This window comes from Pedobacter rhizosphaerae (assembly GCF_900111155.1).
Classification (GTDB): domain Bacteria; phylum Bacteroidota; class Bacteroidia; order Sphingobacteriales; family Sphingobacteriaceae; genus Pedobacter; species Pedobacter rhizosphaerae.
The window spans coordinates 14373-40962 of the sequence record NZ_FOGG01000042.1 but is presented as its reverse complement, the minus strand read 5'-3'; the positions used below and the strand labels follow the sequence as shown (position 1 = coordinate 40962).

General features: G+C 40.3%; 18 protein-coding genes. 1 reads left to right on the top strand and 17 read right to left on the bottom strand.

Features of this window, described 5'->3' with window-relative positions:
- Positions 1-723, bottom strand: a 723-nt coding sequence (locus tag BMX11_RS21495; RefSeq protein ID WP_217643898.1) for a hypothetical protein, incomplete at its 3' end; no start/stop codon positions are given.
- A 147-nt stretch (positions 724-870) separates the two neighbouring features.
- On the opposite strand from BMX11_RS21495, the gene BMX11_RS21490 reads away from it, so the two are divergent.
- Positions 871-1206: a helix-turn-helix domain-containing protein gene (locus tag BMX11_RS21490; RefSeq protein WP_090888716.1), complete on the top strand. Its 336-nt coding sequence runs from the start codon at positions 871-873 to the stop codon at positions 1204-1206.
- Between the two features lie 49 nt (positions 1207-1255).
- Here BMX11_RS21490 and BMX11_RS21485 read toward each other — a convergent pair whose 3' ends face one another.
- From BMX11_RS21485 to BMX11_RS21400, 16 genes are all read right to left on the bottom strand, one after another.
- Complete coding sequence (locus BMX11_RS21485; protein ID WP_090888714.1) at positions 1256-1828, bottom strand: hypothetical protein; 573 nt, start codon at positions 1826-1828, stop codon at positions 1256-1258.
- A gap of 9 nt (positions 1829-1837) precedes the next feature.
- Positions 1838-5308 carry a DUF6443 domain-containing protein gene (locus tag BMX11_RS21480; RefSeq protein ID WP_090888711.1) on the bottom strand — a complete coding sequence of 1157 codons (3471 nt, stop codon included), beginning with the start codon at positions 5306-5308 and terminating at the stop codon, positions 1838-1840.
- 9 nt (positions 5309-5317) lie between these two features.
- Positions 5318-9124 (bottom strand): DUF5977 domain-containing protein, encoded by a 3807-nt coding sequence (locus BMX11_RS21475; protein WP_090888708.1) that lies wholly within the window; start codon positions 9122-9124, stop codon positions 5318-5320.
- A gap of 133 nt (positions 9125-9257) precedes the next feature.
- The gene (locus BMX11_RS21470) at positions 9258-10010 is read right to left on the bottom strand and encodes a hypothetical protein (protein WP_090888706.1); all 753 of its coding nucleotides are present in this window, start codon (positions 10008-10010) and stop codon (positions 9258-9260) included.
- Between the two features lie 332 nt (positions 10011-10342).
- Positions 10343-10882 (bottom strand): hypothetical protein, encoded by a 540-nt coding sequence (locus BMX11_RS21465; protein WP_090888703.1) that lies wholly within the window; start codon positions 10880-10882, stop codon positions 10343-10345.
- Complete coding sequence (locus BMX11_RS21460) at positions 10882-12072, bottom strand: hypothetical protein (RefSeq protein WP_090888700.1); 1191 nt, start codon at positions 12070-12072, stop codon at positions 10882-10884. Before BMX11_RS21460 ends, BMX11_RS21465 begins: the two co-directional genes overlap by 1 nt.
- Position 12073: 1 nt before the next feature.
- Positions 12074-14026: a type II secretion system protein GspD gene (locus tag BMX11_RS21455; protein ID WP_245738735.1), complete on the bottom strand. Its 1953-nt coding sequence runs from the start codon at positions 14024-14026 to the stop codon at positions 12074-12076.
- Positions 14027-15448: a GspE/PulE family protein gene (locus BMX11_RS21450; protein WP_090888698.1), complete on the bottom strand. Its 1422-nt coding sequence runs from the start codon at positions 15446-15448 to the stop codon at positions 14027-14029.
- A 1-nt stretch (position 15449) separates the two neighbouring features.
- Positions 15450-15971, bottom strand: coding sequence for a hypothetical protein (locus tag BMX11_RS21445; protein WP_090888695.1), 522 nt, complete (start codon positions 15969-15971; stop codon positions 15450-15452).
- On the bottom strand, positions 15971-16387 hold the full coding sequence (locus tag BMX11_RS21440; protein WP_090888692.1) for a type IV pilin protein: 417 nt from the start codon (positions 16385-16387) through the stop codon (positions 15971-15973). Before BMX11_RS21440 ends, BMX11_RS21445 begins: the two co-directional genes overlap by 1 nt.
- Positions 16388-16720: 333 nt before the next feature.
- Complete coding sequence (locus BMX11_RS21430) at positions 16721-17533, bottom strand: hypothetical protein (RefSeq protein ID WP_090888687.1); 813 nt, start codon at positions 17531-17533, stop codon at positions 16721-16723.
- Between the two features lie 826 nt (positions 17534-18359).
- Positions 18360-18692 carry a hypothetical protein gene (locus BMX11_RS21425; RefSeq protein ID WP_090888685.1) on the bottom strand — a complete coding sequence of 111 codons (333 nt, stop codon included), beginning with the start codon at positions 18690-18692 and terminating at the stop codon, positions 18360-18362.
- A gap of 208 nt (positions 18693-18900) precedes the next feature.
- A complete protein-coding gene (locus BMX11_RS21415; RefSeq protein WP_217643897.1) occupies positions 18901-19470 on the bottom strand; it encodes a hypothetical protein in 570 nt (189 codons plus the stop codon).
- 9 nt (positions 19471-19479) lie between these two features.
- Positions 19480-22932, bottom strand: a complete 3453-nt coding sequence (locus tag BMX11_RS21410; RefSeq protein WP_090888682.1) for a DUF6443 domain-containing protein — start codon at positions 22930-22932, stop codon at positions 19480-19482.
- Positions 22933-22998: 66 nt separating this feature from the next.
- Positions 22999-23325 (bottom strand): hypothetical protein, encoded by a 327-nt coding sequence (locus BMX11_RS21405; protein ID WP_090888679.1) that lies wholly within the window; start codon positions 23323-23325, stop codon positions 22999-23001.
- Positions 23326-23328: 3 nt separating this feature from the next.
- Complete coding sequence (locus BMX11_RS21400; RefSeq protein ID WP_139180249.1) at positions 23329-26217, bottom strand: hypothetical protein; 2889 nt, start codon at positions 26215-26217, stop codon at positions 23329-23331.
- Between the last annotated feature and the right edge of the window lie 373 nt (positions 26218-26590).

Genomic DNA, 26590 nt, shown 5'->3' with positions numbered 1-26590 from the left:
CTTACGCTTGCTTTGCAGCTCCCGTAAGGGATACAATACGCTTTCCGCCCCGTCCAGATCTTCGATCAATAACAACTTGTGTTTCAATTCTTCCCTGCCGAAGTAATAAAAAGCATTGCTGGACAGTGAAGTAATTTCCAGTTTATCCTCCTCGGGCATCAGTTCTGATACTTTCTCCTGAAGCCAGGTCTTGCCGGTGCCGGAGGCACCCAGGCACATCAGGTGCAAAGGCGTATGCCGTTTACGGCTCGTATAGGTCAGGTAAGCGATCAGGCTATTGTTTTCTTCCCCGATCAGCCCGCTATCGGCAATGACCTGTTTGGTGCGCCCTAACAGGTTCGGGGATTTCAGAAAAGTGATGGCAGCTTTGCGCTCGGCCTCGCTTAACGTTCTTTTCTCCGGTTGTTTCGGCTTCATGGATTCCAGGCGTTCCGACCGGTAGTTTTCCAAAGCAGTGATCAGGTTGTTAACCACTGCGCTGGTTTCACTGCTGCTGATATCCAGTGCCTCGGATGCCTTTTCTATTAGCTGCTCAGTCTGCATACTGTTATACAGGTCAAGGTTATGGCGGAAGGCATTGCTTTTATCGTCCGTCCGGATCAGTTTCAGTGTTACTTTCAACCGGTCAAGTCCGGTCAGTTTGATCCCGCCCAGGACGGTAATGTGCAACTTGCCTTCCAGGTAGAGCAGTAATTCAGGGTTGTCAGTCACCAGTTTTGACATATTGAAAAAAAGTTTTAGATAACTATCAGATACAAATATATCTTATCATTTGCATTTCACAACAACCTATCAGATTTTTTTATCCCTTTTATTTACTTATTTTTGTTATACACGGTTGCAATCAAGCATAAAAGTATCTTTTAAGAGATGAATACAGGTAAGATCATAGCAGAGTTAAGAAGTCAGAAGGACTGGTCACAAAGTGACCTGGCCACTAAAAGCGGCATTTCAAGGGTGATGATCGGCAAGTATGAGCGGGATGAGGCCGTGCCATCCATTGAGGCAGCCATGAAGATCGCACAGGCTTTTCAGGTATCCCTGGATTACCTGGCCGGTGAAGGCGTGAACGCCTCGTTCGATAAAAAGACCGTAGAGCGAATGCAGGAAATAGAAAGCTTAAGCCCAGCCATCAAGGAAAAGCTGTTCTTCTTTATTGATACCGTCCTCAGGGACACCAAAGCACAAAAGGCTTACGCATCTTAAACAACAAAGCCCAACATTTCTGATGGGCTTTGTCATAGACTGAATAAATTTATTCCGCAAACTGCTCAAAAGCAATGTTCTCTATTATATAATCGTGGTCAGTTTTGCCTTTTGTAACCTTAGTTGCGATAAAGTAATGACCATCAGAAACCCCCATTCCTATTTTATTCTTGATATTTCGAATATAGTTTACATCCCATTCAGATATTTTCTTAATAATAAATGGATCTATACTCGTATTATGCTTTACATTATTACCACTGAGATTCGTCTTGGTAATCTGCAGTTTTTTATCAGTCGATAATTTCTTATATGAGTAGGCAAGTTCCCTGTTCCAGACTAATCCAACAAAGTTCCCCCATCCTGGACTGAACCCCTCTAGAATAATGAAACTATCTGATTGAACTACACTTCCAATCCTCTTAAAGAGGGTAGATCGTTCTGTTTTAGCAAAATTGATAATGCTTAAATAATTGTCTTTGTCGGCAATATTAGCATTATAATAAGCCAACTGACTCTCATAAATTTGGTTTACCAAAAGGCTGGAATTATTGGGCCGATTCTGTGCCAAACAAGAGGTAAGAAACAAACAGAATATTACACCACTAAAATATTTTTTCATAACTATTAATTACCAATTTCCAGGAACCCAAGTAGGTCGCACCGGTTGATTACTTCCATTTAACATTCTTGGGGCTAATGGGCTTAAAACGCCATTATTGCTTTGCGATTTATAAAACTCCCTTAGCGGCAGCCCCATTTGTGACCTTAATTGATTTTCTTTAAATGTTGCTTGCCATTCATCGTATTTCAGACCTTGATTAGTTCTAGAATCTAACAAGCCTCGATTAGAGTCTCTTCCATGAAATAACTCATGCCCTAAATTAGATGCAGCATTATTATTTTGCCCCCCTCCAAGTACCCATACATTTGCTCCGCTCGGGTTCCAATTGATTGTACCACCTGCACCTCCTAACATTGCAGAAGCAGCTGTATTTGCTAACTGGCCGGCATATTGTGGATCTGTTTGTAATTGATTAGCATATCCTGCAACACGCTGACTCGGATCTACAACAAACTCATTAGTAGAGCTGTTTTGAATTGTGAAGCTATTAGTAGATGACTGTAACTCATTTAAGAGGGAACCTCCTTCCTGAGTGCCTCCAATTGCTCCTAAAGCAGTATGCGCTTTCCCTAAAAATCCCTTATAGCCGGTCACATTACCATTCTTGTCCGTCTTCACACCTTTGCCAGTATAAGCTGAACCATCCTTATTATAAAAGCCCCCATTGTTGTAAAGAATTTTATTACCAGCATAAGATACCCAAAGAGAATCTCCGTTAATGTCAATTAAATTAATTGGATTATTAGCTGCATAGCTATATGAAGATAAATGATAATACTTCTCCGCAAACCTATCTATCACATTAAAACGCCCAATCACCGGATCATAGAACCTCGCGCCGTAATCATACTGTTCCCCTAACTCATCCTGAACTTCCTTACCATTGTAAAGATATTTATTATTTTCTGAAACTGGAGCTATAGATAATCTTTTTCCAAAAGCGTAGTAATCATCTGCCTGTAAACGCCTCGCAACCCCTTCATAGATGTCAAAGGTATATCTAACATTCCCCAAATGATCGTTCAGATTATAGTGGTAGGTGTAACTATTATCTCCATTACTTTGCGCTACACCTTCTTCGGTATGGATAAGGTCGATTACATTGTTTTTATATTCAATTCCCGAAATATAATCATGGCTGGTAGTAAGCCCATTGCGAAGAGCGCTCTTATTCAGCTTCTGCCCTGTGGCATCGTATGTATAAGCCACACTTGTACCATTTCCATTGGCTGTAGCCGGAAGATTAAGATAATTATAAATTAACACCATACCATTGCGCCCATCTGTGGTGGCATTGCCATTGGCATCGTACTGGTAAGTGTTAGCAATATTATCTACCGAGCTTAAGCGGTTACCCAAATAATGATATTGATTTAGAGCCGATCCGTCACGTTTCAACTGCCAGATATTCCCCATCACATCGTAATTCAGGTTCTCTGTCATCGCCCCAGTGGTTTTACCAGAAGTGCTCAAACGGTTCAGCTTATCATAACTATAATTAAATATATTAGCCGTTGGGTTCAGGCTGTTTGCCCAATCCCAGTTTTGGGCAGTAATGTTACCGTTAAAGCCTTCAACACCATTTTGATAGCCCAATTTCATACTGAACTGGTCACTAATACTATTCGTCATCCAGCCACGCTCATTATAAGCAAATGCCGTGTGCTGCGTATCGTTATGCAAATGCTTACTTCTTAACTGCCCGATCTCGTTGTACTCCAAATGGCTCAATGCAACCTCACCCTGACTGTTGATGTTTTCAAATGTGGCAATCTTCCTGCCCATATGGTCATACTCGTATCGATTGGCAATGGTAGTTGGCGTTCCGTTCCCTGCCCCGGTGTGGCTGCGCGTACTCGCTGTAAGCTCCCCAATAAAGCTATAGGTATTATCCACAATATCCTTTCCACCCCGGTGGTTTTCACTTTTGGTTTGTACCACACGGCCTTCCAGATCATAGTAGTTAATCGTGAGCTGCATCGTTCCGTTACCCAGATTTCTAACCTTACTGCCCGTAAGCAGCCCCTTTACCCGTTGTCCATCTGCCTGCCCGCTAACCGGTTGGTCTGTGCCAATCCCAGGAAAGGCATAATCATCATAATAATTAATGGTATGGAAAATAATATTGGGGTTATCTTCTCCTGCCGAAGGATGGGTGTTTCGCGAATAACCTTCTGCTGTAGCCTCACTGCGCTCTTCCCATTGCGGTACAACCCCATCGTTAAAGTTCTGCATGCCTGTACGATCGATACCCTGGTTGTTCTCTATTCCCGTAAGCACAACCCGGCCAAAAGCATCATACTTCGTCCAGCTCCACTGCTGCTTTTCCCGTTGAACGGCATCTTGAGTGTGGGTAACCTGATCGAGTTTATTGTAAACCAGATATTCCCAGCCTTTGCCAGGAATCTTTTTCTCGGTTATTCGTCTGCGGCCATCATAATGGTAGCCATAAATAAAATCATTAAATACCGGCAGGCTCTCATCAAAACTATTGATTTCTGTAGCGCGGTCACTGTTTTCGTTCACTGCCGGTGGAAGCACATAACGCAAATTTCCTAAATCGTCGTAAACATAGTAAGTGCTCAGGCTTTTGGCATTGGTTTCCCAAACCCTTTTCAGTACCACCCGGCCTTCAAAATCTTTAAACTCTTCGGTGGTACCCGCCTTCCCATCTACTTCTTTCCAGTTCTCATCTTTTAATATCGTTTTATAAAGCTTGCCTGCAGGATAAGTTGTAGCCGATGCGGTGTTGCCGCTCACTGTCCAGAGTTTTACTTCATTGGCCACATTGGTCCCGTAAACCGTTTTTACCGTGTGGTCATCGCCCGTTAATGCAGGTTGCCAGTCTAAGCCAGGGAAACCCTGTTTCTGCACCCGGTTCAATGGGCTAGGCTCAAATACCGTTACACTGAAAGGCTTTTCGGTCTTGTTAACCGCCGCATCCCAGCCTGCAACGGGGCGGTAGAAATCGGCCTGTTTCACCAGCGCAGTTGCCTGGTAACTCCCGTTGGCACTCTCATTCTCGGCATAAGGCAGGTATTTAACCGCTTCACGTCCAAAGGCATCATAGGCCACAGGCTGCACAATATCCTTAAAACCCGGACTTGCCTGCACCTGTACAGTTTGCAGGGGGCGACCAAGGCCATCAAAGTATTGGATTGTTTGGTTCACCTCACAGGTACTCAGCGCCTGGTTCATATTAAGCTCGGTTATCCCTGGCCTTTTAAATACTTTGGTGCTGATATAATTTTGGTTAGCACTCGGTGCAGAAAGAAAATCGCGGCACTGAATATAGCTTACTCCACTGATGAAAATGCGTACATTCCCTGTAGCATGGAAACCATCGGTAAGGGTTACGCTCATAGGATCACTGATCTCGCTCTCCCCATTATAGACAGACACACTTTTTTGTGCATCAGAACGACCAAAAAACAGCAACATGGCCGCTCCGGTCAATAGATATTTCAGTTTCTTCATGAGGCGTTATTAGTTTAGATAATTATCTCCGATGGTTGGTTTAATCACATAGTTGCTTCCGTTGAAGTTAAGCAGCGAAAACAAATGCCAAATATTAGTGCTTTCTCCGTTGGGATCATAGTACAGAATTTTATCTCTTAAATACATATTACCCAATGCCAGCTGGGCATTACCTGATAAAGCTGTGTAAGTACTTTCATAATCATACTCATCAATATCAAATATTAAATGATCATTTACTTTCACATCCATATTGCTGGTTAGTGTATAGGGTACACTGCAGTTAGCATCGCTATAGAATCTGATAAACAAATCACCCATAAAGTTTTGAATATTACCATAAACAACATTGGTTATATTCTCAAATTCCAATCTGGCATAAATGGTTGGCATATTGCTGATACACGTTCCGTTTTGATTTGCGTAATTCTGTCCATTGGCTTCGAGATCATCCTGTGCCTTTTGGTCGGCATCTGCCTGCGAAATCGTGGAGGCATATTTCCCGGCCTGTATCTGATAAGTTACCGCAGAACCATTATAGCCTGCGCCACAACTATTTTTCATAAAAAGCCCCGATTTTGCAATACTATAATAAGTTGTTGGTGTTGGTACAGATAAGTCAGGGCTATAATTATAGTTATACTGTTTCACAATATTATTTTCGCGATCTCTTATGCGAAATAATCTTTGAAAGTTATCGTATTCATAATAGGTACTTAGCCCTTTAACATCGGTAGTAGATTCAACTCCGATAAGTGGTTTATATACGTAGCTACTAATTTGTGCATAAGGTAAGGCTGTTTTCAATTTAGCAACCACAGCATCTACAGTAGTTTTAGTTGGGTTAATTGCGTCTAAACTGCTTAGATCTGTACCAGACAAGGTGCCGGTTACCGTTGTATAAGATGCATTCTTTACTTCGATAACAGGGTATTTACCTTTATATCCCCACAGGTAGCTCGTTTTAGGCCCATTTTTTTGATAAAACTCTACTAAATTACCATAGGTCGTTTCATAATCTTTAAAAATGCTTTTCTTACTATCGGTTGTATTTAAAAAGGTAATGGTCTCATGCGCTTCAACTAGGTTTGATCCATCTATTTTTTTATAGTTGGTAATAGAAGCATCCGTTAACTGATTATCAACTAATGTTTCTTGCTTAAGAACGGTAGATAAACTATTGTTCGTAACCAACCATTGACGGGCATCCTCTGCAGTTCCGATTAAACTAAGGTTATATGGATAGTAGTTATTAAGAACAGTAGTTTTAGCATTGCTGCCGGTAACCATTTTTTTTACCAGTTGTTTATATGGTTCATCATAGGTAAAATCTGTTATCGTTTCTACATATTTCGTGGTATCTGCCGGGTTGTATACACGATCGGTTTGTTTAGACAAAGCCGACCATTCGAGTGCAAACTCATAAGTAACACCTTTTGGCCTGCTATTGTCTTCGCCGCCCAAACCTAAGAACTCCGTACTCACCTTCATTGCAAAATTACGCGGTGCATCCAAAAGCGAATTCTCGTAATCCATTCTCGATCTTCTTACAATGCTGAAACCATTATCAACCCACTTGTATTGCGAATTCTCCAACAACTGACCCCTAAAAGCTTCCATGCTTTGTGGTGGCGGGAAGGGCCAGTTTTGATTGTAAAGTTCATCTTGTTGTGTACTGTACGCATAAGCAGTTAGCCCGGTTTGGTTTGCCGCGTTACTTTCAACAAATACTTTTCTATAACCGGCATAGGAGCCCGAACTGCTCACCTGGCTTTGGTTACTATATGACTTTACGGTAAATAACATACTTAAACAGTTACCAGGACCATAAACATGTTGGTAGCCATAATTAAATAAAGGCCTCAGGAAACTCACTCCTGAAGATTTATCCTCACCGTAATCATTTACATATGCGTATTTGTTTACTAGGGGTAAAGCAGCCCCCCCAGCATAACTCTGAACTTTTTTAACCCTCAAACCACCCAGATAGGAATTGATTTTTGTACTATCAATCTTATCATATCTAAGCATAACCCAAAAGTTCTGGTAATTAGGCGGGTTTTGATTAAATGAGGCCTTTAAACTATATGTACCATTGGGTAAATAATAATTTTGAAAATTGCCTGAGGGCACCAACTGAACAATGGGCGCAGCGGGATTGGTACGTCTGATAATTATACTGGCACCAGATGATCCAAAGGATACACCAAGATGTTGGAGTTCGCCCGAAACAAAAGCTCCTCCATTCGGATTTTCGTTATTAAGATGCCTATCTGGTGGATTATTGATTACAAAAGCAGTTTCATATTCTTTAAATACCGGAAGTTCTTCACCATCTAAAACAGGTTCGCCGTGTGCTATAAAAGGGGCTTCGGTTACATAACTTTTTGGCGAATTCGGATTGTATGAATCATTATTTTCATATTCGAAAACAGTATATCCTCCTGTGGGATAATTAATTTGCTTTAAAATCCCAAACTGGGTATAGCCTGGATCAACATAACGATCAGCCCCGGCAATAACCAGATTTGTATTTGGGACATTAACTGTGGGCACCAAGTCCATATTCGAAAGCTTACCATTATAATATCCCCAAAAATCTTGCGCCGGGCTGTTACGGCAAGGCGGAATATTAAGTTCATTATAAGTAAAAGTGTATTTTTGGCCAATGGAGTTGTCTACAGCCATTTCACTAAAATCAGTCAAAAACATCCATTTATTACTTCGATAATTGTCGTTGACCAAACAACCAATACCTCCTGCGCCAGTTAAGTATTTATAATTAAAACCGAATTGCCTGATCAGGTTTTCACTCGCATTAAACAGTTTAATTTTATCTAAGGCATATCCGCCATACAAATCCTCGCGTTGTGTATCTTTTTTTATAAAGTCTAAGTGACCGCCCTGAAACCTGATGGAGCTAAGCGTTTTCGCCACAATGGACGTAAGTTGCCCTCCGCTTACATTAGTTGGTAAAATATTGCAGTAACTATTTTCGGTAAAGAGATATTTAATAGCCGCTGTAAGCGATTGAGTCATTTGATTTTCTACTACATAATCAAAGAATATGGTGTTTTTTTGCGTTGCACTTACAATCCTTGTAATTACCCAGGAAGTAGCTACCGGAGGGCCGGACGATAATCCACTTACAGCTGATGTTTCTCTGTCTTCAAAGAAATATTGTGTACCATCATCGTCGGTAATGGTAAATGATTGACCAACATAAGCTATTTTAATATTTGAATATGGGCTGCAAACGAATTTATTTACATCCTGGTTATAGTAGAATTTTCCACTTTTACCATTGATACTAAAATTAAACGCGTCTGGTTCGGTATCAATATGCTCTGTTTTTACATAATCCATAAATTGATCTACTGCCGGATCATAACCACCAGTATAGTTTTCCATGTATTGCCGGATACTTTTACCTTGAAACTTGGAAAAAAAGCCATTGGCTCCATCATCAGGCATACCATTTACCGCTCGGGATATGGAAGGCAGTGAACCTAATGACCAGGATAGCCCGGTCCAAGAGGCAATAGACTCTACTTTATTACCACCGGCATGATAACTTAAAGAAATAGGTAAAGATAATTCGCCAGAAGTAATGGTGTAAATGGGAATTCCAATATTAGGGATCCCGGTAAAATTACTAACCGGAATTTCTCCGTAACGAGTCATTTCCGCTGCATTGGGGCTCAAAGGAATAATGTTCAAATTATCCTTTTGTCCAAAACCGTTATTAGCGAGAATCAGGTAAAACATCAATACACATAAGAACCTTGCATTGAGAAAAGCGTATTTTAAATTCATATTAATTGTTGTAAAATCTTGTAGGAGAACTGTATTATATATTGCATTATGGCTCAATTATCAGTTTTGGCCAATTTGGTTGGTTTAACCGTTGTTTCGTAAAAGTTTGTTTCATTTTATTTTCTTCTGTATACTATTTAATATTTCCCCTTTGCTTTTCTACCAGATTTTGAAGCGCATCAATCTGTTTTTCCTTTTCAATCAGATGTAAAGTTAACTCCTCCATTTTCTGCAAAAGCTTTTTATTCAGTTCTCCCAACTCAATTCCTTGTTCGCTTACTTCCTTTGCGCTAGGCATATCAGGTAAGTGCTTGTGGGCTTTAATGTATTTTTCTAATTCAGCTAGTGAAGTAATCTTATAATTGGCTTCAAAAACAAAATCGGGCCAGTTGCCGGCCTCTACTTTTACTTCTTTGGCGCGGATGTTACCATTTACAGAAAGTTTTTCTTTAGGTGTTAAAGTACCCATACCAATATTGCCTTGAGCATCTACAGCCAATGCAGATAAATCAGTACCATCTGCTTTAATTACATTCAACCTAATTTCCTGATCCAAAAGCCGGATGTAAGATGCTCCACGCAAATCGTTAATCCGAACTATACCAGGGGCTGTAGCACTGTTAAAAACATTGTTACCAATACCAGCGCCTGTCCAGGTCCAGCCCGGTTCGCTTGCCCATAGGCTAAGGTGGGCATCCTGAACAAGATTGGCATTAGCAAAATGTAGGTTCATGTGAGTATTACCATGCCCTGCAGCTATTTGGAATTTATACGCCGGATTACCCGTTCCCACACCTACATTCCCATCACCAGGGAAAGTATTTTGCGCATTAACCTGCTGGGTTATCCCCAGGATAAGGAGCGCTAATAAAGATTTTAATTTCATGCTATATGTTTAAATAAAAATATTCCCCACGCCAAAGTCTAGGATTAAAAAAATACGCGATTAAACAAGAGTTCTTTAAAAAAAGCTCCTGATCAATGACAATAAATTTGGGATGATATAAGGGTAAAAAGCCTATGTAAGATTCCTACAAGGGCAACAAGGCCATAAAAGCACAAGGAAGAAACTAATTTTTGAGAGTGCGTAATTTTTCATAGATAATGGTTTAACAATTATAAATGCATCAGAGTATTCAGGCATATTATTGTAGCTGTAAATCTACTTTGTAATAATTTAATATCAAAATTATTATAACGAAATACCGGATTAAACGATTAATTCCCCTTCAAGGTTACCTGCAAATAAAGCCTGCCCGTTTTAGCATCAGGTTGTTGCGCCGTTTTAGCAGAAAGTTTTAAATCAGCTACCTTACCAACCCCTGTAGTTCTGCCCAAGGTGTCTAATAATTTCACTAAGCCAAAATAACTGCCCTTAAAATTAAATTGTTGGGTAATAATACCTTTGTTTAGTGCTGTTGTATCGGGAGCAGTCGCTTGGAGATTAGGTGTAAAACCAATATCAACTCCCTTATTCAGTGCCATGCCAGAAAGCGATTGCCAGATCCTGTTTTCATAATCGGCAGCTTTTATCCGGTACCCTTTCAGCACTTCCTGATAAAACTGGTTCTGATGTGCCGTTTGTGCAAACGAAGATTCCGAAAAGCTTTCTGCACGGTTATCGCTTTCCAGTTGATGGTGCAACAACATCGCTTGCAGCGTGGGCTTAAAAGAGCAGATATAAGCCACATAAACCAGCACCAGCACTGCTGCCCAAAAAAGTAAGTTTTTCTGCTTTGAATCTAATTTCCTGAGCATTAGTATTCGATTAAAAGGTTAAAAATATAAACCCCTGTTTGAGGGTCTTCCTGATATTTACTCAGCTTAACCGATTTTACCCATTCCCTTTCCTTTAAAATAAAAATCCAGTTATTAACCGCAGTAAGGTTATCAGTTTCACCTGCAATTTTAATAGAAGGCTTTCGCTCGCTTTTTTCCTGATCAGTTTTATAATCATTCATGGCAATCTCGGTTAGCCAAAGTTGACGAGGACGGGTCTTCCCGATCTCATTAAGCAAGAATCCATAGTTATAACCACCGTTCCAGTTCAGTTGCTTCAATAAAGCCAGGTTACCAGCAATATTATCCTGCTGTTGCGCTAACTGATCTGCAGAGGAAGATAAATGCCCTACCTTTTCCATTAATTTGGCATTTTCTCCATTATAGTAAGAGAACAAAATAAAACTGAGTAAGAGCGAGGCAAACAAAGCGAACAATACTATCCCAGCCTTTTTCTTCAGTTTAGCATGCTCAACAAACACATGAAAATCAGCTGTAATTTGCATAACATCTGCCTGTATTAAAGCTAAACGATCATGCAGCATTAACTGGAAAGCGGCTGCATAAGCAATTAAAATAGCTTCAGGTATTTGCTTTCCCCCTATTTTAATTTTTTGGATACCCTCTATCACCTGGTAACGATAACCTGCTAATGATTTATCCTGACCGAACTGAATAAAATGCCCGTCAAAAGCCAAAAGCTGCTGCTCAATTTCCAGCTGGTCTACCAGCTGCAATACCACCGCAGCACCTAAACTTACCACCTGTATTTTCAATCCCGCCTGTTTCAGCGTTTCCAGTAAAGGCTCAAGCTGCGTTTTCCGCAGCAAGCTTATCCAGGCAAAACCTGCCTCCCTAAAGGCCTGAATAAAGAAATCCTTCTTTTCAATGGCCGGAAAAGCCGCAGCAAAAATTTCTTCAACGGTGTGGTTTTCTTGTACAGCTAAGGATTTATTCACAATTCCCTTCCCCGTAATTGTTAAGGCTACTGGATAATTTTTGGGCAGACTTTCTAATATCGTTTTTAAATTCCCTTCTACTACCTTATGCTTATCCAGGGTTATGGCATTTCCCTTTTTTTGCAAAAGGGCATAGCGGCAGCTGTACTTACCATCTGATAAGAATTTGATTTCTACACCAAGTACCGTATGGAGTTCTTCAAAAAGCATGTTAATAGAGAATGGTAGGCTTAATGAAAACCAGGGTAACTACTTTGTTATTCGATTTTTCACGACTGCTAAACAACCACTTCAGCACCGGAATACGCGATAATATAGGTATGCCTGATCCCGACTCACTGCTTTCAGTACGTTCCAATCCGCCCAGTACAATCATATCCTCATTATGGGCACGAATCATGGAGCTAAACTTGCTGGTCGATTTTGGCGGTGGTGCATTTAGCGGTGGATTACCTATAAAATCAGAGATATTCACTTTAATATTCAAGGTTACCTGATCATCACCAGAAACAATGGGTTTAATGTCGATCTCCAGGTTGGCATTCACCTCGGTAAACTGTTCGGTTACTACCGTTTGAGCATTTAAAGAAGGGATCACATTTTGCGTACGCTGGCTGTAATACCTGGAGCTACCAATACTCAAATTGGCAGAATGCCCGTTTAGGGTAGACAGCTTGGGTACCGAACGGATATCTACGTTATTGTTATTTTCCAATGCACTTAACCTCACATAAAAATTAGGCGTAACGCGCCCCAGGTTAACAGAATTGTTCCGCCCGAGTTTAGAAAGAAAATTATTAATAGAGTTGGCACCAAAGGTATAATCGATACCGGGCAATATAGTCCCTCCTGTTTTTACACTATCAGAAACTCCGGCCGTAATCCCCGTTTTAACACTTTTGCCTTTACGTACATCTACCAGGGTTACCTCTATCAGTACCATGGGCACTACACGGTCAATCTGGTTAATAAAGTTTTCAATTTCAGCAATTTGCGGCGCCGAACCCGAAAGCAAAATCGTGTTCTGCTCCCTGAATTCTTTAACTTCCACCCCCTTTTTCCACTCATTCGGAATCATCATTTGAATGGTGTCTAAAGAACGGTGCTGTAATTTTATAATGCGGTTAGAACGCAAACCTTCTAACCTCCTATCTCCTATCAAATAAACCCCGTTGTCTTTCTTATAAGTATATTCTGTTCCCTGTAGCAAGGCCGAAAGAAAAGTATCGTAATCAATATTGCTCAACCGTGTGGTCACCGCCCCCTTAATATCCGAATAGATAAAATAATTGGCACCTACCTCTGCCGAAGCAGATTTAACCAAATCAATAATTGGCGTATTCAAGGCATCAATGCTAATGCTGCGTTTGCCCTGGGCATCTCTCTTCCCCGAAAGGTTAAAATTACCTGCACCTCCGCCCTGTCCTCCGGCAGCGCCGCTAGGTTTGTTGTTGCGCTTAACCGCTGTAGCATTATCGCCATTTACATACAGCTCTTCCCCTTCGCCTAAAGGCTGAAAAAGATATACCCCATCATTGGTATGCGTCAACTTCATTTCGTTGGCATAAGCCATTTTCTCTAAGGCCGTTTCAAAGGGTGCAGCAGCTATAAAAGCACTTACCTTTTTACTGAGCAGGTTAACCGGTACCACAACATTCTTCTGGGAAAGCTGACTGATTTTCTTGGCTACAATACTCAAGGTATCATTATTGAGTTCGAAGCCCAGATAGTCATTGGAAGAATTGTAATTCACCTTAAAATCTTTGGGCAGAATAGCCGTTTTGGGTACAGTCGCTTTGGTAATCGACATAATAGAGCCAATCAGGTTCACATCCAGATCATACTCTTTGGCCATAAACAAGATTACGTTCAATGCCGATTCATTTCTAAAGTTCGTGTAAACCTTAAAGTTAAGCTGAGGATCAATATTGATATTCAGATTATTAGACTGGGCCAATGCCCTTAAAAACTCCTGTGCAGAAGCGCCCGACATCGAGAGTTGTACCTTTTCATTTAGCCCGGGAACGGTAACAGAGAGGTTTCGCAATCGCTCCTCAATAGCAGCCAGCCGGGTAGAAACAGGCATTTGAGCCCTCAAACTGATGATGAAAGTGAAACAGATTAATAAACAGATGAGGGATGAGCGAATAATTTTGTTCTTCATTTAAATGGTTAACAGTAAAGGGTAAATTTCTTCCAGGGAGGTCAATCCATCTGCGAATAAAGCAAATGCATTCCCAGAAAGGGTGTTTATATTTTTTTCTTTTAGTATATTTCCAATGGTCATATTCCCATTTCTAATCTCTTGCGATAGATCTGCATCAATGGGTATCACTTCATAAACAGCTTTTCGGCCTTTATAACCAGTGTAAAAACACTGGCTACATCCTTTAGCAATATAATGCTGACTAAGCGCTACAGGTGCCCGAAATTGTTTTGGATATTGATTTGAATTAAAGGAAACAGCCTCCTTACAAGCTGGGCAAAGTAGCCTTACCAATCGTTGCGCAACGGAAGTATTCAAGGTATTGGCAACCAGAAAACTCGGAATCCCCATATCCATTAACCTGGATACCGTACCCCAGGCAGAATTGGTATGAATAGTAGATAGCACCAGGTGACCTGTTAAAGCAGCCCTGATAGCCATGTTAGCCGTCTCTGGATCCCTGATCTCCCCCACCATAATCACATCCGGATCCTGACGTAAAAAAGTACGCAGGGCAGAGGCAAAGCCTAAACCAATACTCTCTTTCAGTTGTACCTGGTTTATCCCTTCTAAGGTATATTCAATTGGATCCTCAATCGTTAAAATGTTCCGTGTACTTTTATTTAACAGCTTTAGGGTTGCGTATAAAGTAGTCGTTTTTCCAGATCCTGTTGGTCCGCTGATGAGAATAATGCCATTGGGTCTTTGAACACCCTGCATATAATTAAACATATCCTCCTCAGAAAGCCCCAAAGTATTCAGGTCAATATCTGTGCTGTTGTTATTTAACAAACGAAGCACAATCTTTTCTCCATGTAGGGTAGGCAAAACCGAAACCCTGATATCGAAAGCGCTCTGCTTGGCCGATCGGTACTGAATCCTACCGTCTTGGGGCAGGCGCTTTTCGGCAATGTCCAGGTTGGCCATAATCTTGATCTTATTCACCAATGAAGGATAATCTTCCTTAATGATCTGGTAACGTTCAATCATCATACCATCAATCCGAATCCGTACCCTGGATTTCTGCTCGAAAGTTTCGATATGAATATCACTACTTTTTAACTTCTTCGCTTCTTCAATCAAAGTATTTAAAAAATCACCCCCTGAAGAAATTTCAGATACTACTGTTTCCGATTGATCAACATGGGCATCTCCAAGGTAATAGGTAGAAAGCAATCTGCTAATTTCTGCATTATCTTTCTTATGCAGGTTAACCTCATAACCCAGCACCACCTGTAATTCGTCGCTTAACTGCTCATCATCCGTATCCACATCACAATACAATTCCAGGCCCTGCTCATTTTTAGCAAAAGGGATAATGCGATAGTGCAAGGCAGTATCTTTAGGAACAACATGTAATATTTCAGTCTTTATTTCCATCCTAAGCCCCTATATAACTTATCAACCACTCATCAGATACCAGGCTAAAAGCCGGACTGAATTGATCCGCTAACAAGAGGATGAAGAGTAGTATAGCCTGATAACCCGCCAAAGGAATTTTCTGTTCTGTTACCTTAAAAACCTGCCTGGCTGCCAAGCTAAACAAGATAACCACCAATAAGCTCAGTATATAAAAAACGATGTAATTCCCAAACGAGAAGTAGACTGAAATACACAGCAGGAACAATAAATCACCTAATCCTAAATATCCATCAAAAATATTCAGCAACGCCTTGTTTTTCAGCGAAAAATACACCGTTAAAAACAGCATCTGAATTAACAGGAAAGCCAGGTTTTGATAGCTGTGACGAAAAACGGCGTTCCAACCGATAGTTTGGATGGCCAGGCAGCTCAATCCCATTAAAAGCAGTGGAAAAATCCACCAGTATACCGCCCTGAATTTAAAATCCTGATATCCGGTAAATCCAAGCAATACCATCACGACAAAACCGATAATCCACATTAGTCGGCTACAATTTCCTTCAGGTTTTTATCCTGATCAATCTGCCAAACATTATAAGTTCCATCTCCGTCAAAATCGGTAACCGCAGTTGCCTTAGCCGTAAAGGTAGTATTGGTAGCCGTAGTAATTTCTACTTTATAATTGGCCTTTCCATCCTTGCCATCTGTGGTTAATTTCTCCTGAATAAAACCCAACTCAACTAAATCATTACTGTATTTAGAATGCTCGTAGAAATAGCTCTGCTCCAGTTTCCCTAAATGTTCTAACTGTAACTTCGCTTCGGTAGTTTTGGCCTTGGTAATTAACGGCATTAAATTAGGAAGTGCCAATAGAATTAAAATGCCTATAATAACCATTACAATCAGCACTTCGGTAAGCGTATAGGCCGCTACCCCGTAACGTAGACTTTTTTTCATTGAAAGCGTATTTGTTTGGATTCGCCAGGTATTTTTGGCTTTACAAGTTTACTACATTTTACACAAGTTCACATAGCATGTTACTTGATTTTTTTAAACATTTTTTCCCCAGTCTCTTCTTCAACACCAACTACTTAACCCATTACTTCAGCAGTAGATCTAGTTTGGCTTCTAGTTGATTCATTGTTTCCCAAGAAATGATTTTATGTTTGGAGTTTTTACAAATGCCATCCTTCTCGGTTAATGAGGTAATTAAAATTACTGATGGTTGCCATGGAAAAAAGAATAAATCAGAAAGGTTATCCAGTAAAACAAATTCAATACACATACAAACTATTCGGCATTAACTTCCCAAGTCAAACCCGATGTTGCTGGGTTACAAACCACAGTTTCCTTAACCCGAGGCGTAAACGAAAGCTTTTTGCCATCCTTTACATGCCAGGCATGGGTAATCCCACAGGCAAAATACCTCCGATCTGCGATTTTATGCTCACCTTCTTTATAATATACGCCTAAGCATAAAAATAACGCCCACTCACCCCTATGCTCCATGGGTACATCTAATGCAGCACCTGGATAGATTAATTTATCCAAACAAACCGACAAATCCTGGATCTGCCATACATCATATTTACTACCCCGCAATTGGAAACGAAATACCATAGATTGCAGTACCAGCCCGGTAGCTTTTGGAGGATACTTACACCATGTAGCAATTTCTGTTCGGGATAAACTGAGCCTTAATCCAGCAGCTGTTAAGTTAATCGCTGGCAGCTTATATAGCAAGTTTGTAACTGTTGTAGCACCATTAAATTCAAATCCGCTAATCAAAGAAATATCCCCACCTATTAATCTTTTAATACCCATTTGCACTGAGGATATCGTTTTAAATACTTCAACTAAACGCTTGTTTAAACGATTATGTGCAGCACCATCTTTATACCAGGTAATTAAAGGCTTTAATGCATTCCTAATATAAGTAGCATTCTTGCTCGCCTCGCCGAAATCTGTACTGCTTTTTTTACTGTTATCAGAAAGCTTGTGTTTTGCTTGCTTCTGCCGAACCAACACTCCTTTATCAGTCTGATAAAAAATTAAGTCGCCCAACTTGCCTGAAAGTGAAATAATCCCATTTGATGTAGCCATAATTTTTGTATATTAGTGCAAGTCTGGGATGATGGATTAAATATATGTTTTTTCCATAACATTCCCCAATAGCCATGAGATTTAAGCCTCTGGTAATCTTCAGGTCAAGTCCACCTCAAATCCACGTCATATCCACATCAAGTGCAGGTTTAATCCGTAGAGATAATCACCATAACTGATGGATCAATAATATTAACTGAATCCATAAGATACATTATCCATTGTATCAGTAATTATATTGATCGCAAAAGGAGAACCTAAAATGTATTGTCAAACCTGAGGAATAATTTATTTCATACAAATCAATATAAGGGACATTTTTTACCCTGCTTTAAGATTCCCTCCTGCGAGGGAATGACGGCCGGTAGAGGGGGGCACCTTGCTGACTGCCGTTCAAACATAACTGCCCTTTCCTAAGCCCCTCTCTGGCGCAAGCGTCTCGCTTGTGCCTAAATAGCAAACCAAAATACAACAATAATCTAATTAGCTTACAAAAAGTTCAGCATACCATTTATGATATGCTGAACGATTATTTAACTAAATCACAAGCGGCACGCTTGCGCTAGAAGGGGGATAATTATTAATCCCCCAATTATCCCTGTAGAGAGTTTTAATATTCCCCATCAAATCGTAATTCAGGTTGTCTGTCACCGCTCCAGTCGTTTTACCAGAAGTGCTCAAACGGTTCAGCTTATCATAACAGTATTAAATATTTTGACTGTTGGAATAAGTCTTCAACTAAGAAAATTTTGAAATAAAGAAATAAAAATGGTCGTAGCGAGATGCTACGATCAGATTGGAGTTTATTTTAAGCACAAGCGGGACGCTATGCGCTAGAACATACTTGCGCCAGAGGGGGCCGCATAAACCATACTGCGATTTCTCTTCGTGGCAAACTGAGCTGTAAACCGCCAGCAGTTAAGCTAATCGTTGGCAACATGTAAAGCAAGTCTTTAACAGCAGTAGCACCATTAAATTCAAATCCGCTAATCAAAGAAATATCCCCACCTATTAATCTTTTAATACCCATTTGCGCTGAGGATATCGATTTAAATACTTCAATTAAATGTTTGTTTAAACGATTATGTGAAGCACCGTCCTTACACCTGCCAATTAATGAATTAAATTCATCCCTGATATAAGCTGCGTTTCTGCTCATCTCGCCGAAATCAAAACCACTTTTTCCACTGTTAACTATGCGCTAGAGGGGGAATGACCAGGCCAATTTATTTAAAGACCCGGCAATGCTCAGGCGCTTCCAGGATATTTCCGTACTGCCAGAAAAAGAAAGGAAGTGCCTCCTCACAACTGTAGACTACTTTATCAAATCCGCCAAGATTGGTACTATGTAAGACAACAAAAGCCATCTAATCGGTGGCTTTATATTGCTTGGCAGCTTCTTCTGATATTCGTCTGATTAAATAAACCCAAAGGCTTCCGTTAATCGGAGCTGGCGACGTGACAGCCGGCAATCGATACTCTCCATATCTTTTACCATCTATATCTTTTACTACAAAATAAGAATATTTTCCACTCGTATATTGGGCATCAGGCATTTCCGTCATAGAATTAGTTCGATACCTATTTAAGTCAAAAATAGGTTCTGCTTCTGACAATAACTTCCTGTATTGCTTTTGTTGCTTTCTGGTTTTCTGTTCAGCTTTTACAAGTCGCAAATAGGCTATCTCCCCTAAGCTATCCAAAACAGCATAATACTCTTTATAACAGGGCGTACCTTTAATAATCAGGTAAAAATATCTATCATCTAAAGAGTATAATAGCTTTGGAGCCTGGATTGTATCAAAACGCTGCAGAACTTTATCCGCCTTAGCCCTGCTAACCATTCCCATACTGTCCGATACTGTCCTCCAATCTTGCTGTGCTTTACATACAATTGAAAAGCATAGGACTAAAACTATTGAATATATTGCTTTCATCTCGTAGTGCTATTGGGTATATGGTAATTTTCGAGGGTCAGTTATCTGCCCCTGCGGACCTCCTGCGTGGTCTTTACCATCTCGTTGTGGCAGGCCTAAAATTCTTCGGATTAAGTTGTCAGTTCTTATTGCATTATTATTGTTGTTTTCATTACCTTCTCTCCTTGCCGAAGGGATACCGTGTCCAAATACTTCGTGGCCAGACGTAACAGCCCTTTCTGTATTGCCCCCAGCAACTCCAGATATAATCATAGAATGGGAACCTTTTTCAGTAGGGACATTAAAGCCTTCTCCTCCAAAGATTGATAACGTTGCTGCTTTAAGTGTTCCGTCAGGTGTTAACGGAGAAGGGAATTTATTATTCTTAAAATGGTCACTAACCGCATTCCCCCCTTCTAAAGACACATCATCCGAAATATTTATATATTCAACCTTATGAATAGTCTTTGAATTGATGGTATTGGTAACCATATCAACGTAAGCCTTTTCATCAGCACTCATAGTAATGCCACCCATTGCTTTAGCAAGGGCGTCCCCATCTACCTTATTGAACTTGCTTCCCTTAACGCTTATCAATGACCGCACCCCTGCAAACCTATCATCCGCTAAAACCTTATAGACATCGTCCCTGAAATTCTGTGCGTCTTTCTTTGTAACCCCTATGATATCCCGGCCATCCGGGTCGATGACATTAATAGGATTGTTTGCAAAGGCACTATAGCCCGAAAGACTTGGATAGCTGGCTGCATGGGGATCCACACTTGTAAAACGAGCTATCACCGGATCATAGAACCTTGCGCCATAGTCATACTGACCCAATTCCTCCTGCAACTCCTTGCCATTGTAAAGATATTTATTTGTCCCCCCAATTGCAACTTTTCTCAGCCCAAATGCATAGTAATCATCACGCTGCAAAGGCTCTAAAGCTTGAGATACCGGATTCTTCTTAAAACTTAGGCGTACATTCCCCAAATGATCCATTTGGTTATATTCATAACTATAAGCTCCACCGCTATTACGCGCTATCCCCTCTTCTGTCTGTATGAAATCGATGATTCCGCTACCATGGTAAACAATCCCACCTACATAATCTGTTGTGCCTGTACTGCTACTTACTTTCTTCAGTTTATTCCCCGTTGCATCATAGGTGTAAGTTACATTCTGGTTCCCACTCACCTGTTGGGGAAGGTTCAGGTAGTTGTAACTAATGGAATTGCCATTCGGCCCGTCACTGATTAAATTGCCGTTTTCATTATACACATAACTACCGTTGGTAAACCCGCTGATTGACTTCAGCTGGTTACCCTGGTACTGATCGATGTGATAATCATTAGTACCCCAATTGTCCCTGTAAAGACTCTTAATGTTACCCATAACATCATAGGTGATGTTCTCTCCTAATCCGTTGCCGGCACTTGACACTATTAGCCTGTTCAACTTATCGTAACTGTAGCTGAAGGCATTAGCTGCACCACCATTGGTATAGCTTTGTGTAGAAATGTTCCCGTTATATTGGGGAGTACTCCCACTATTGTAACCCAAGCTGAAGTTAAACAATCCACTGTTTTGTCCTGTTAACCAGCCCCGCTCATTATAAGTATAGCCTATGCTTTGCAAGAAATTAACGCCATCGGTACTGTGCTGGCCTTTACTAATTAACTGACCAATCTCATTGTAGCTTAAATTACTCAGCGTTACCCAATCACCACTATTGATTTTAGATTTCGTCGCCTTTTTCCTCCCTACATGGTCATAAACATATTCGTTGGCAATGGTAGTAGAAACACCATTGGCCACATGTACCCGACTACTGGTTTTTAAGCTGCCATCAAAATTCCACTCGTTATTCACAACATCGGTTCCCGCATTCGTGCCGTTCAGGTGGTTCTCGCTTTTCGAATGGATGATCCTACCATCCGCATCATAGTAGTTTGTTGTGAGGAGCATTGTGCCGGTACCCAGTACAGTAGTCCTGGTCCCTGTTAATAACGTTTTGGTCCGCTCACTTCCTACCTGCGGCAGCGATGGAAGCCCAAAAGTATTGTTATAAAAGAAATAGTCGTCATAATAGTTAAATCCATGATAATATGTCGCTGTGGTAGGAAAAGCAGTATTGCTATAACCTGTACCAGTACCTGTACTGTTATTATTATTGCGAACCTCCCATGCTTTATATAATGGGTCATTAGGAAGGTCGTTGACTTCATTTTGTATTGTAAAACGGGCTCTCGAATCAGTGTAAAGCCCAGTAATAATTACACGGCCAAAGGCATCGTATTTACTAAACTGCCACTGTCCAGAATTCCTCATGATTTTATCCTGAGTCAGAACTATTTGATCCGCATGATTATAGACTAAAAATTCCCAATCTTTTCCTGGTACCTTTTTCTCAACGGGCCTATTTCGATTGTCAAAGTGATATCCATAAATAAAATTTTTAAAAACATCATCAGCTTCCGTGAAACTGTTGATAAAGCTCGGCAGTCGGTCTGTTCCCTCATTTACCGCGGGTGGTAACACATAGGCCAAATTACCTAAATCATCATAAACATAATAGGTACTGAGACTGTTGGTTTCACTCTCCCAAATTTTCTTTAGTACAGTACGCCCAGCCAAATCTTTAAACTCTTCTGTTGTTCCTGTTTTAGGTGCACTTGCTACCCAGTTTTCATCGCGAACTGTAGTTTTATAAAGCCTCCCAGCTGAGTAATGTTCAACCGATGAAGCACCACCGGTATTAGTTCTCCACAGTTTAACCTCTGAAACCACATTTGTGCTATATATTGTTCTGACCGTATGGCCACTACCTATTTGCCAATCTGTTCCAGAAAAACCTTGTTGTCTGACTCTATTTAGAGGGCTATTTTCAAATTCACTAATAGCAAGCGGCCAATCATTTTGCTTCACTCCTTGCGGTGGACTAGCGTAAAAATTATCTTGTTCTGTCAAAGCATTTGGTCTAAATCCCCCTCCATTACTACTTTGAGTATAAATATCATACTTCACTGCTTCCCGGCCAAAGGCATCATAAGTTATGGGGAGGATGATATCATTAAATTCAGGACTTCCTTGCACTTGAACAGTCTGTACTGGCCGACCAAGACCATCAAAATATTGAATGGTTTGGTTTACCTCGCATACATTTAACCCCGTCTTGTTCACCTCTTCAGCAGAAAAAAAGCCTGCACGTTTGAATACTTTTGTACTGATGTAATTCTGGTTACTACTGGCTCCACTAATTACAGCTGCACAGGGAATAGTATTCACTCCAGTGGTATAAATACGCACTGAAGTGCCAGGTGTTGGCACAATATGTATAGGGTCGCGAAGTGTGACACTCGTTGGAGCGGTGATTTCGGTTTGCCCGGTATAAGTAGTTAGCACTAGCTGGGCAGATGCCGGGAAGCCTATTAAACTGAATAGTATAAATGGGATGCATAAATTGTTCAGATATCTTTTCATGAAAGGTAATTGTTCTTTAACTCATCAATCATTCTTCTAATTTCAACTGATTAGTTAAAAATGTAATTAGTTTTTTAGTAGCCGGCCAAGTTGGGCTGTGGTTAATATGCGCTTTAGCTTTTCTACCCGCATACTATCTAAACCTATCATTAAGCTGTGTTTTGCCGGAGCATCAAGATCCAATCTTTCTAAAACAAGCGAGATACTATCTCTGTATCTCCCCTCAATTTCTGCAACTTTACGAGCCGTGAGGATATCCGTGCGGAGAAGTAAACGGTATTGTCCTTGCTGTGCTCTATACCTTAACGAATCAGGGATTTGTGCAGAAACGGAATGGGTATGAACAAAGTAAAAAACGAAGCTAAGTATCGTTATAACGAGCGTTTTATTCATGTGTTATGGTTTAATGTGGTAATCAAAAGCTTTGACAATATTCCCATCATGATCTTTGATGAACTTTAGTCGTTGGTAATTATCATATTCGTAAGTAACCGTTTGTCCGCGCGGATCAGTCGAACTTCCCATGCCAATTCCCGGTTTGTAAGTGTAAGTGCTTACCTGAGCAGCACTAAGTGTATTTCTTAGAATGGAAAGGTGATTACGCATATCGGTCTCCGATGTTGTGCTGTTGTTTAAAAGGCTTTGGTTAACCAGTGCAATAGCGGTATTATAGTCTGCTCCAATTATTTTAGCAACAGGCAAGAATTGGTCATAACCATAAATAAAGCTGGTAATTAAACCACTCTTATCTGTTTGTTGAAGAATATGGCCAAGATTATCATAACGATCAACTGTTATTTCTTTTACAGATGGAGCTGCTGCATGAGATTGCCTGATGGCACTCAGCTGAGCTACTCCAGGATTTGACGAAGTTCCATTAAAAAGTGCGAAATCTCTATTAACCTTATTGAGTTCTTTGTTTTGCGTCACGTTTTTATTGGTTTCCTCAATGGGTATAGCAATGCGATTATAATCAGCAAGTTGTTGATAGATTGGGTCAGAGATAAAATCATAAGCATATTTGTAATTCGTCTTAACAATATCACCTCTGCTATCTTTCTTGATAACTGCGGTTTTCTGTAAAGGATATTGAGGATTACCATACTCATAATCTTCGGTAAACTTTATCTCTGCACCATTAGCCCATTTTTCACTTACGCTCATGCTAGTTTGCCGCTTAATAGCCGAATGATGGTAGCGGTTGGCAAAGGTGAAAAGACTTGCTGAATGATTTGCGATAAAGCTATTTTCATAAGTATTTTGATTACTTGCACCCGAGGTACCAGGATACCACATTGGGAAAATATGTTGATTGATCACAAGATCATGCACAGTCTTGCGAATAGAATCTTGATAATTATAAGATTCTTTTCGTTCGTAACCAGGTGAACTAATATCTTTCCCAATCAAATTTCCAAAATTCCAAGGCTGATAATTGTTTGCAATAAGTTTAAATAATGGTGTCGACTCTCCGGGTACAGAAAAATATGGATTATTCATTCTCTCGTAGGTGTAGGCACTTCCATTATCGAAATAATACTTGGTTATAACATCTCCCTCTGTTTCTGTAACGCGGGGATATCCGATAGGTGCTCCTTTAGGAGAAAGTGAAACCGGAGCATCTTCGTAGAGCTTAGTTCTGCGCCCTTCGTAAAAATTATCTCCTAGCAGAGTTACAGCATGTTCCATATAGAGTTCAGAGTTTGTTAAGACCTCAGGAAGGCCAGGTTCATAAGAAAACATCTTTTGGTGTGCTATCTCCCCCTCTGCTATATAACTTGATATTTTTTTTATTCTCAGACCTCCAACCGGACGTGATGCTGCATCAATATTTCCTTCATACTCAAACTTTGTGAAACCACCAGTGGGGAAAGTAATCTGCTGTAACATGTAGGTTTGTGCAGCGGATGGGTTGGGTTCTCGTGTAGCTCCGCCTCCGAAGTAATAGAGGTTTCCGCCATGGAAATTTCCTAGACTATAGAACTGATAAGCAAAATTCGGAACACCGATAACATAGTCACCATTATCTGGAGTAGCATTGTAAAATCCCCAATGATCCTTCCCCCCCCCTATACCTGAATTCTCTGCAAAATAATTAAATTTGTAGCGCTCTTGTTCCAATCCTAAAGCATCCTTGAAGATAACAGCTCTTAATTTCCTTCTGTAGTTATTCGGGAAATTTACCGCATCAAGTTCTACTGTACGTTGTAATTGGTTGTATTTATTATATATTTCTATCTTAGTTAATTGTCTGGCACCATCAACATAAAAAAGTAAGTAACCAGATGAGAAAGTAATTTTCTGAGGCACTCGGGTTTCATACTGCCTGAAGGAAGATGTCTGGATTCTATGGTTACTTGAAGGAAGTGAATAAGGATAATAATTTGAGATATCAACAGCGAAGTCTCCATCATACATTTGCATATATTGATCATCTAACCTATATTCCCATCCAGCCCTGTTTGATTGATCTGGGCCACGTTGATACTGGTAGGACACTCCCATACCCGGATATCTTGAAGATGTTACAGAAGCGAGGTGCCAGGTTGAGACCATAGAGGTTGGTCCCGGCCATCTGGGAATGATGCAATCTTGGTATTCTTCTCTTCCACTTCCACCAAACAAACAGGAAATACCATTTTCGTCTGTAAAACCCATAGTGCTCAATCTGATATTATCCTCTCGAAGCATAAACGAGTTACCTTGAGATGCAATAGTGCTATCCAAGTAACCTGCCGATGGTAGAAACTTCCCAGAACGCCCCAATGCATTATAGCTATATAAATCTAGCTCATGATCATTCAACCTGTTTTCATATGTATCTTTCAATTCCGCATGTCTGCTCTCATAATCCCAAGTAAAATCTGGGATAAGAAGTGGATATATCCCCACTAGATCATCAGGTATACCGTTAATGGTTCTAGACATTAGTCCTCCTGTCTGAAGAGTCCAACCTGTGCCCACAAATCCAAGACCCTCATCCAAAACAAGTCCAGACGCATGGAAGCTTAAATAAATAGGGATGTTAATATCTCCTTCCTGGATGGTATAAATGGGTACTCTAATATCCGGTATACCAGTATACTGACTTACAGGATAATCACCGTATTTTTGAAATTGCATTGTCATTGGCGATGGAGGAATTTGATCTGGAAGTTCCTGTTGGCCAAAAGCGATTAATGGGCCGCAGTATAAAAAAGCGATTAATGATATACGAACCAAAACACTGGTTATAAAAGAATAATGGCGTTTATTTGGGTAATATTGTTGAAAATATTTTAGCATATAGTGAACGTTAATTCTCTCGTAATCTAAAAAAATTCCATGCACAGTATCTGCACGGAATAAAAAAGTCAAAAAAAAATGAAATTTCCTATCATGGTTACTAAAACATTTTAACAACAACCACTAAGGTGATTTAACTAAAAAGGGAAATTACCTTAGTGCATAAACCTAGAGTAGAGCCGCACAAAATTCCAATAAATTCACATTGCACTGAGATTCTTATTAATTGATTCCAAGATCACTTTAGAAAGCCTTATCTTAATACGACTTAAATCTCCTACATAAAACTCCCACTCCTCTGTAAAGTAGAATGTCTCTCTAGCGCGTGAATACACAATAGGTGCATCGAATTCTGATTTCAGGTAATCAATAT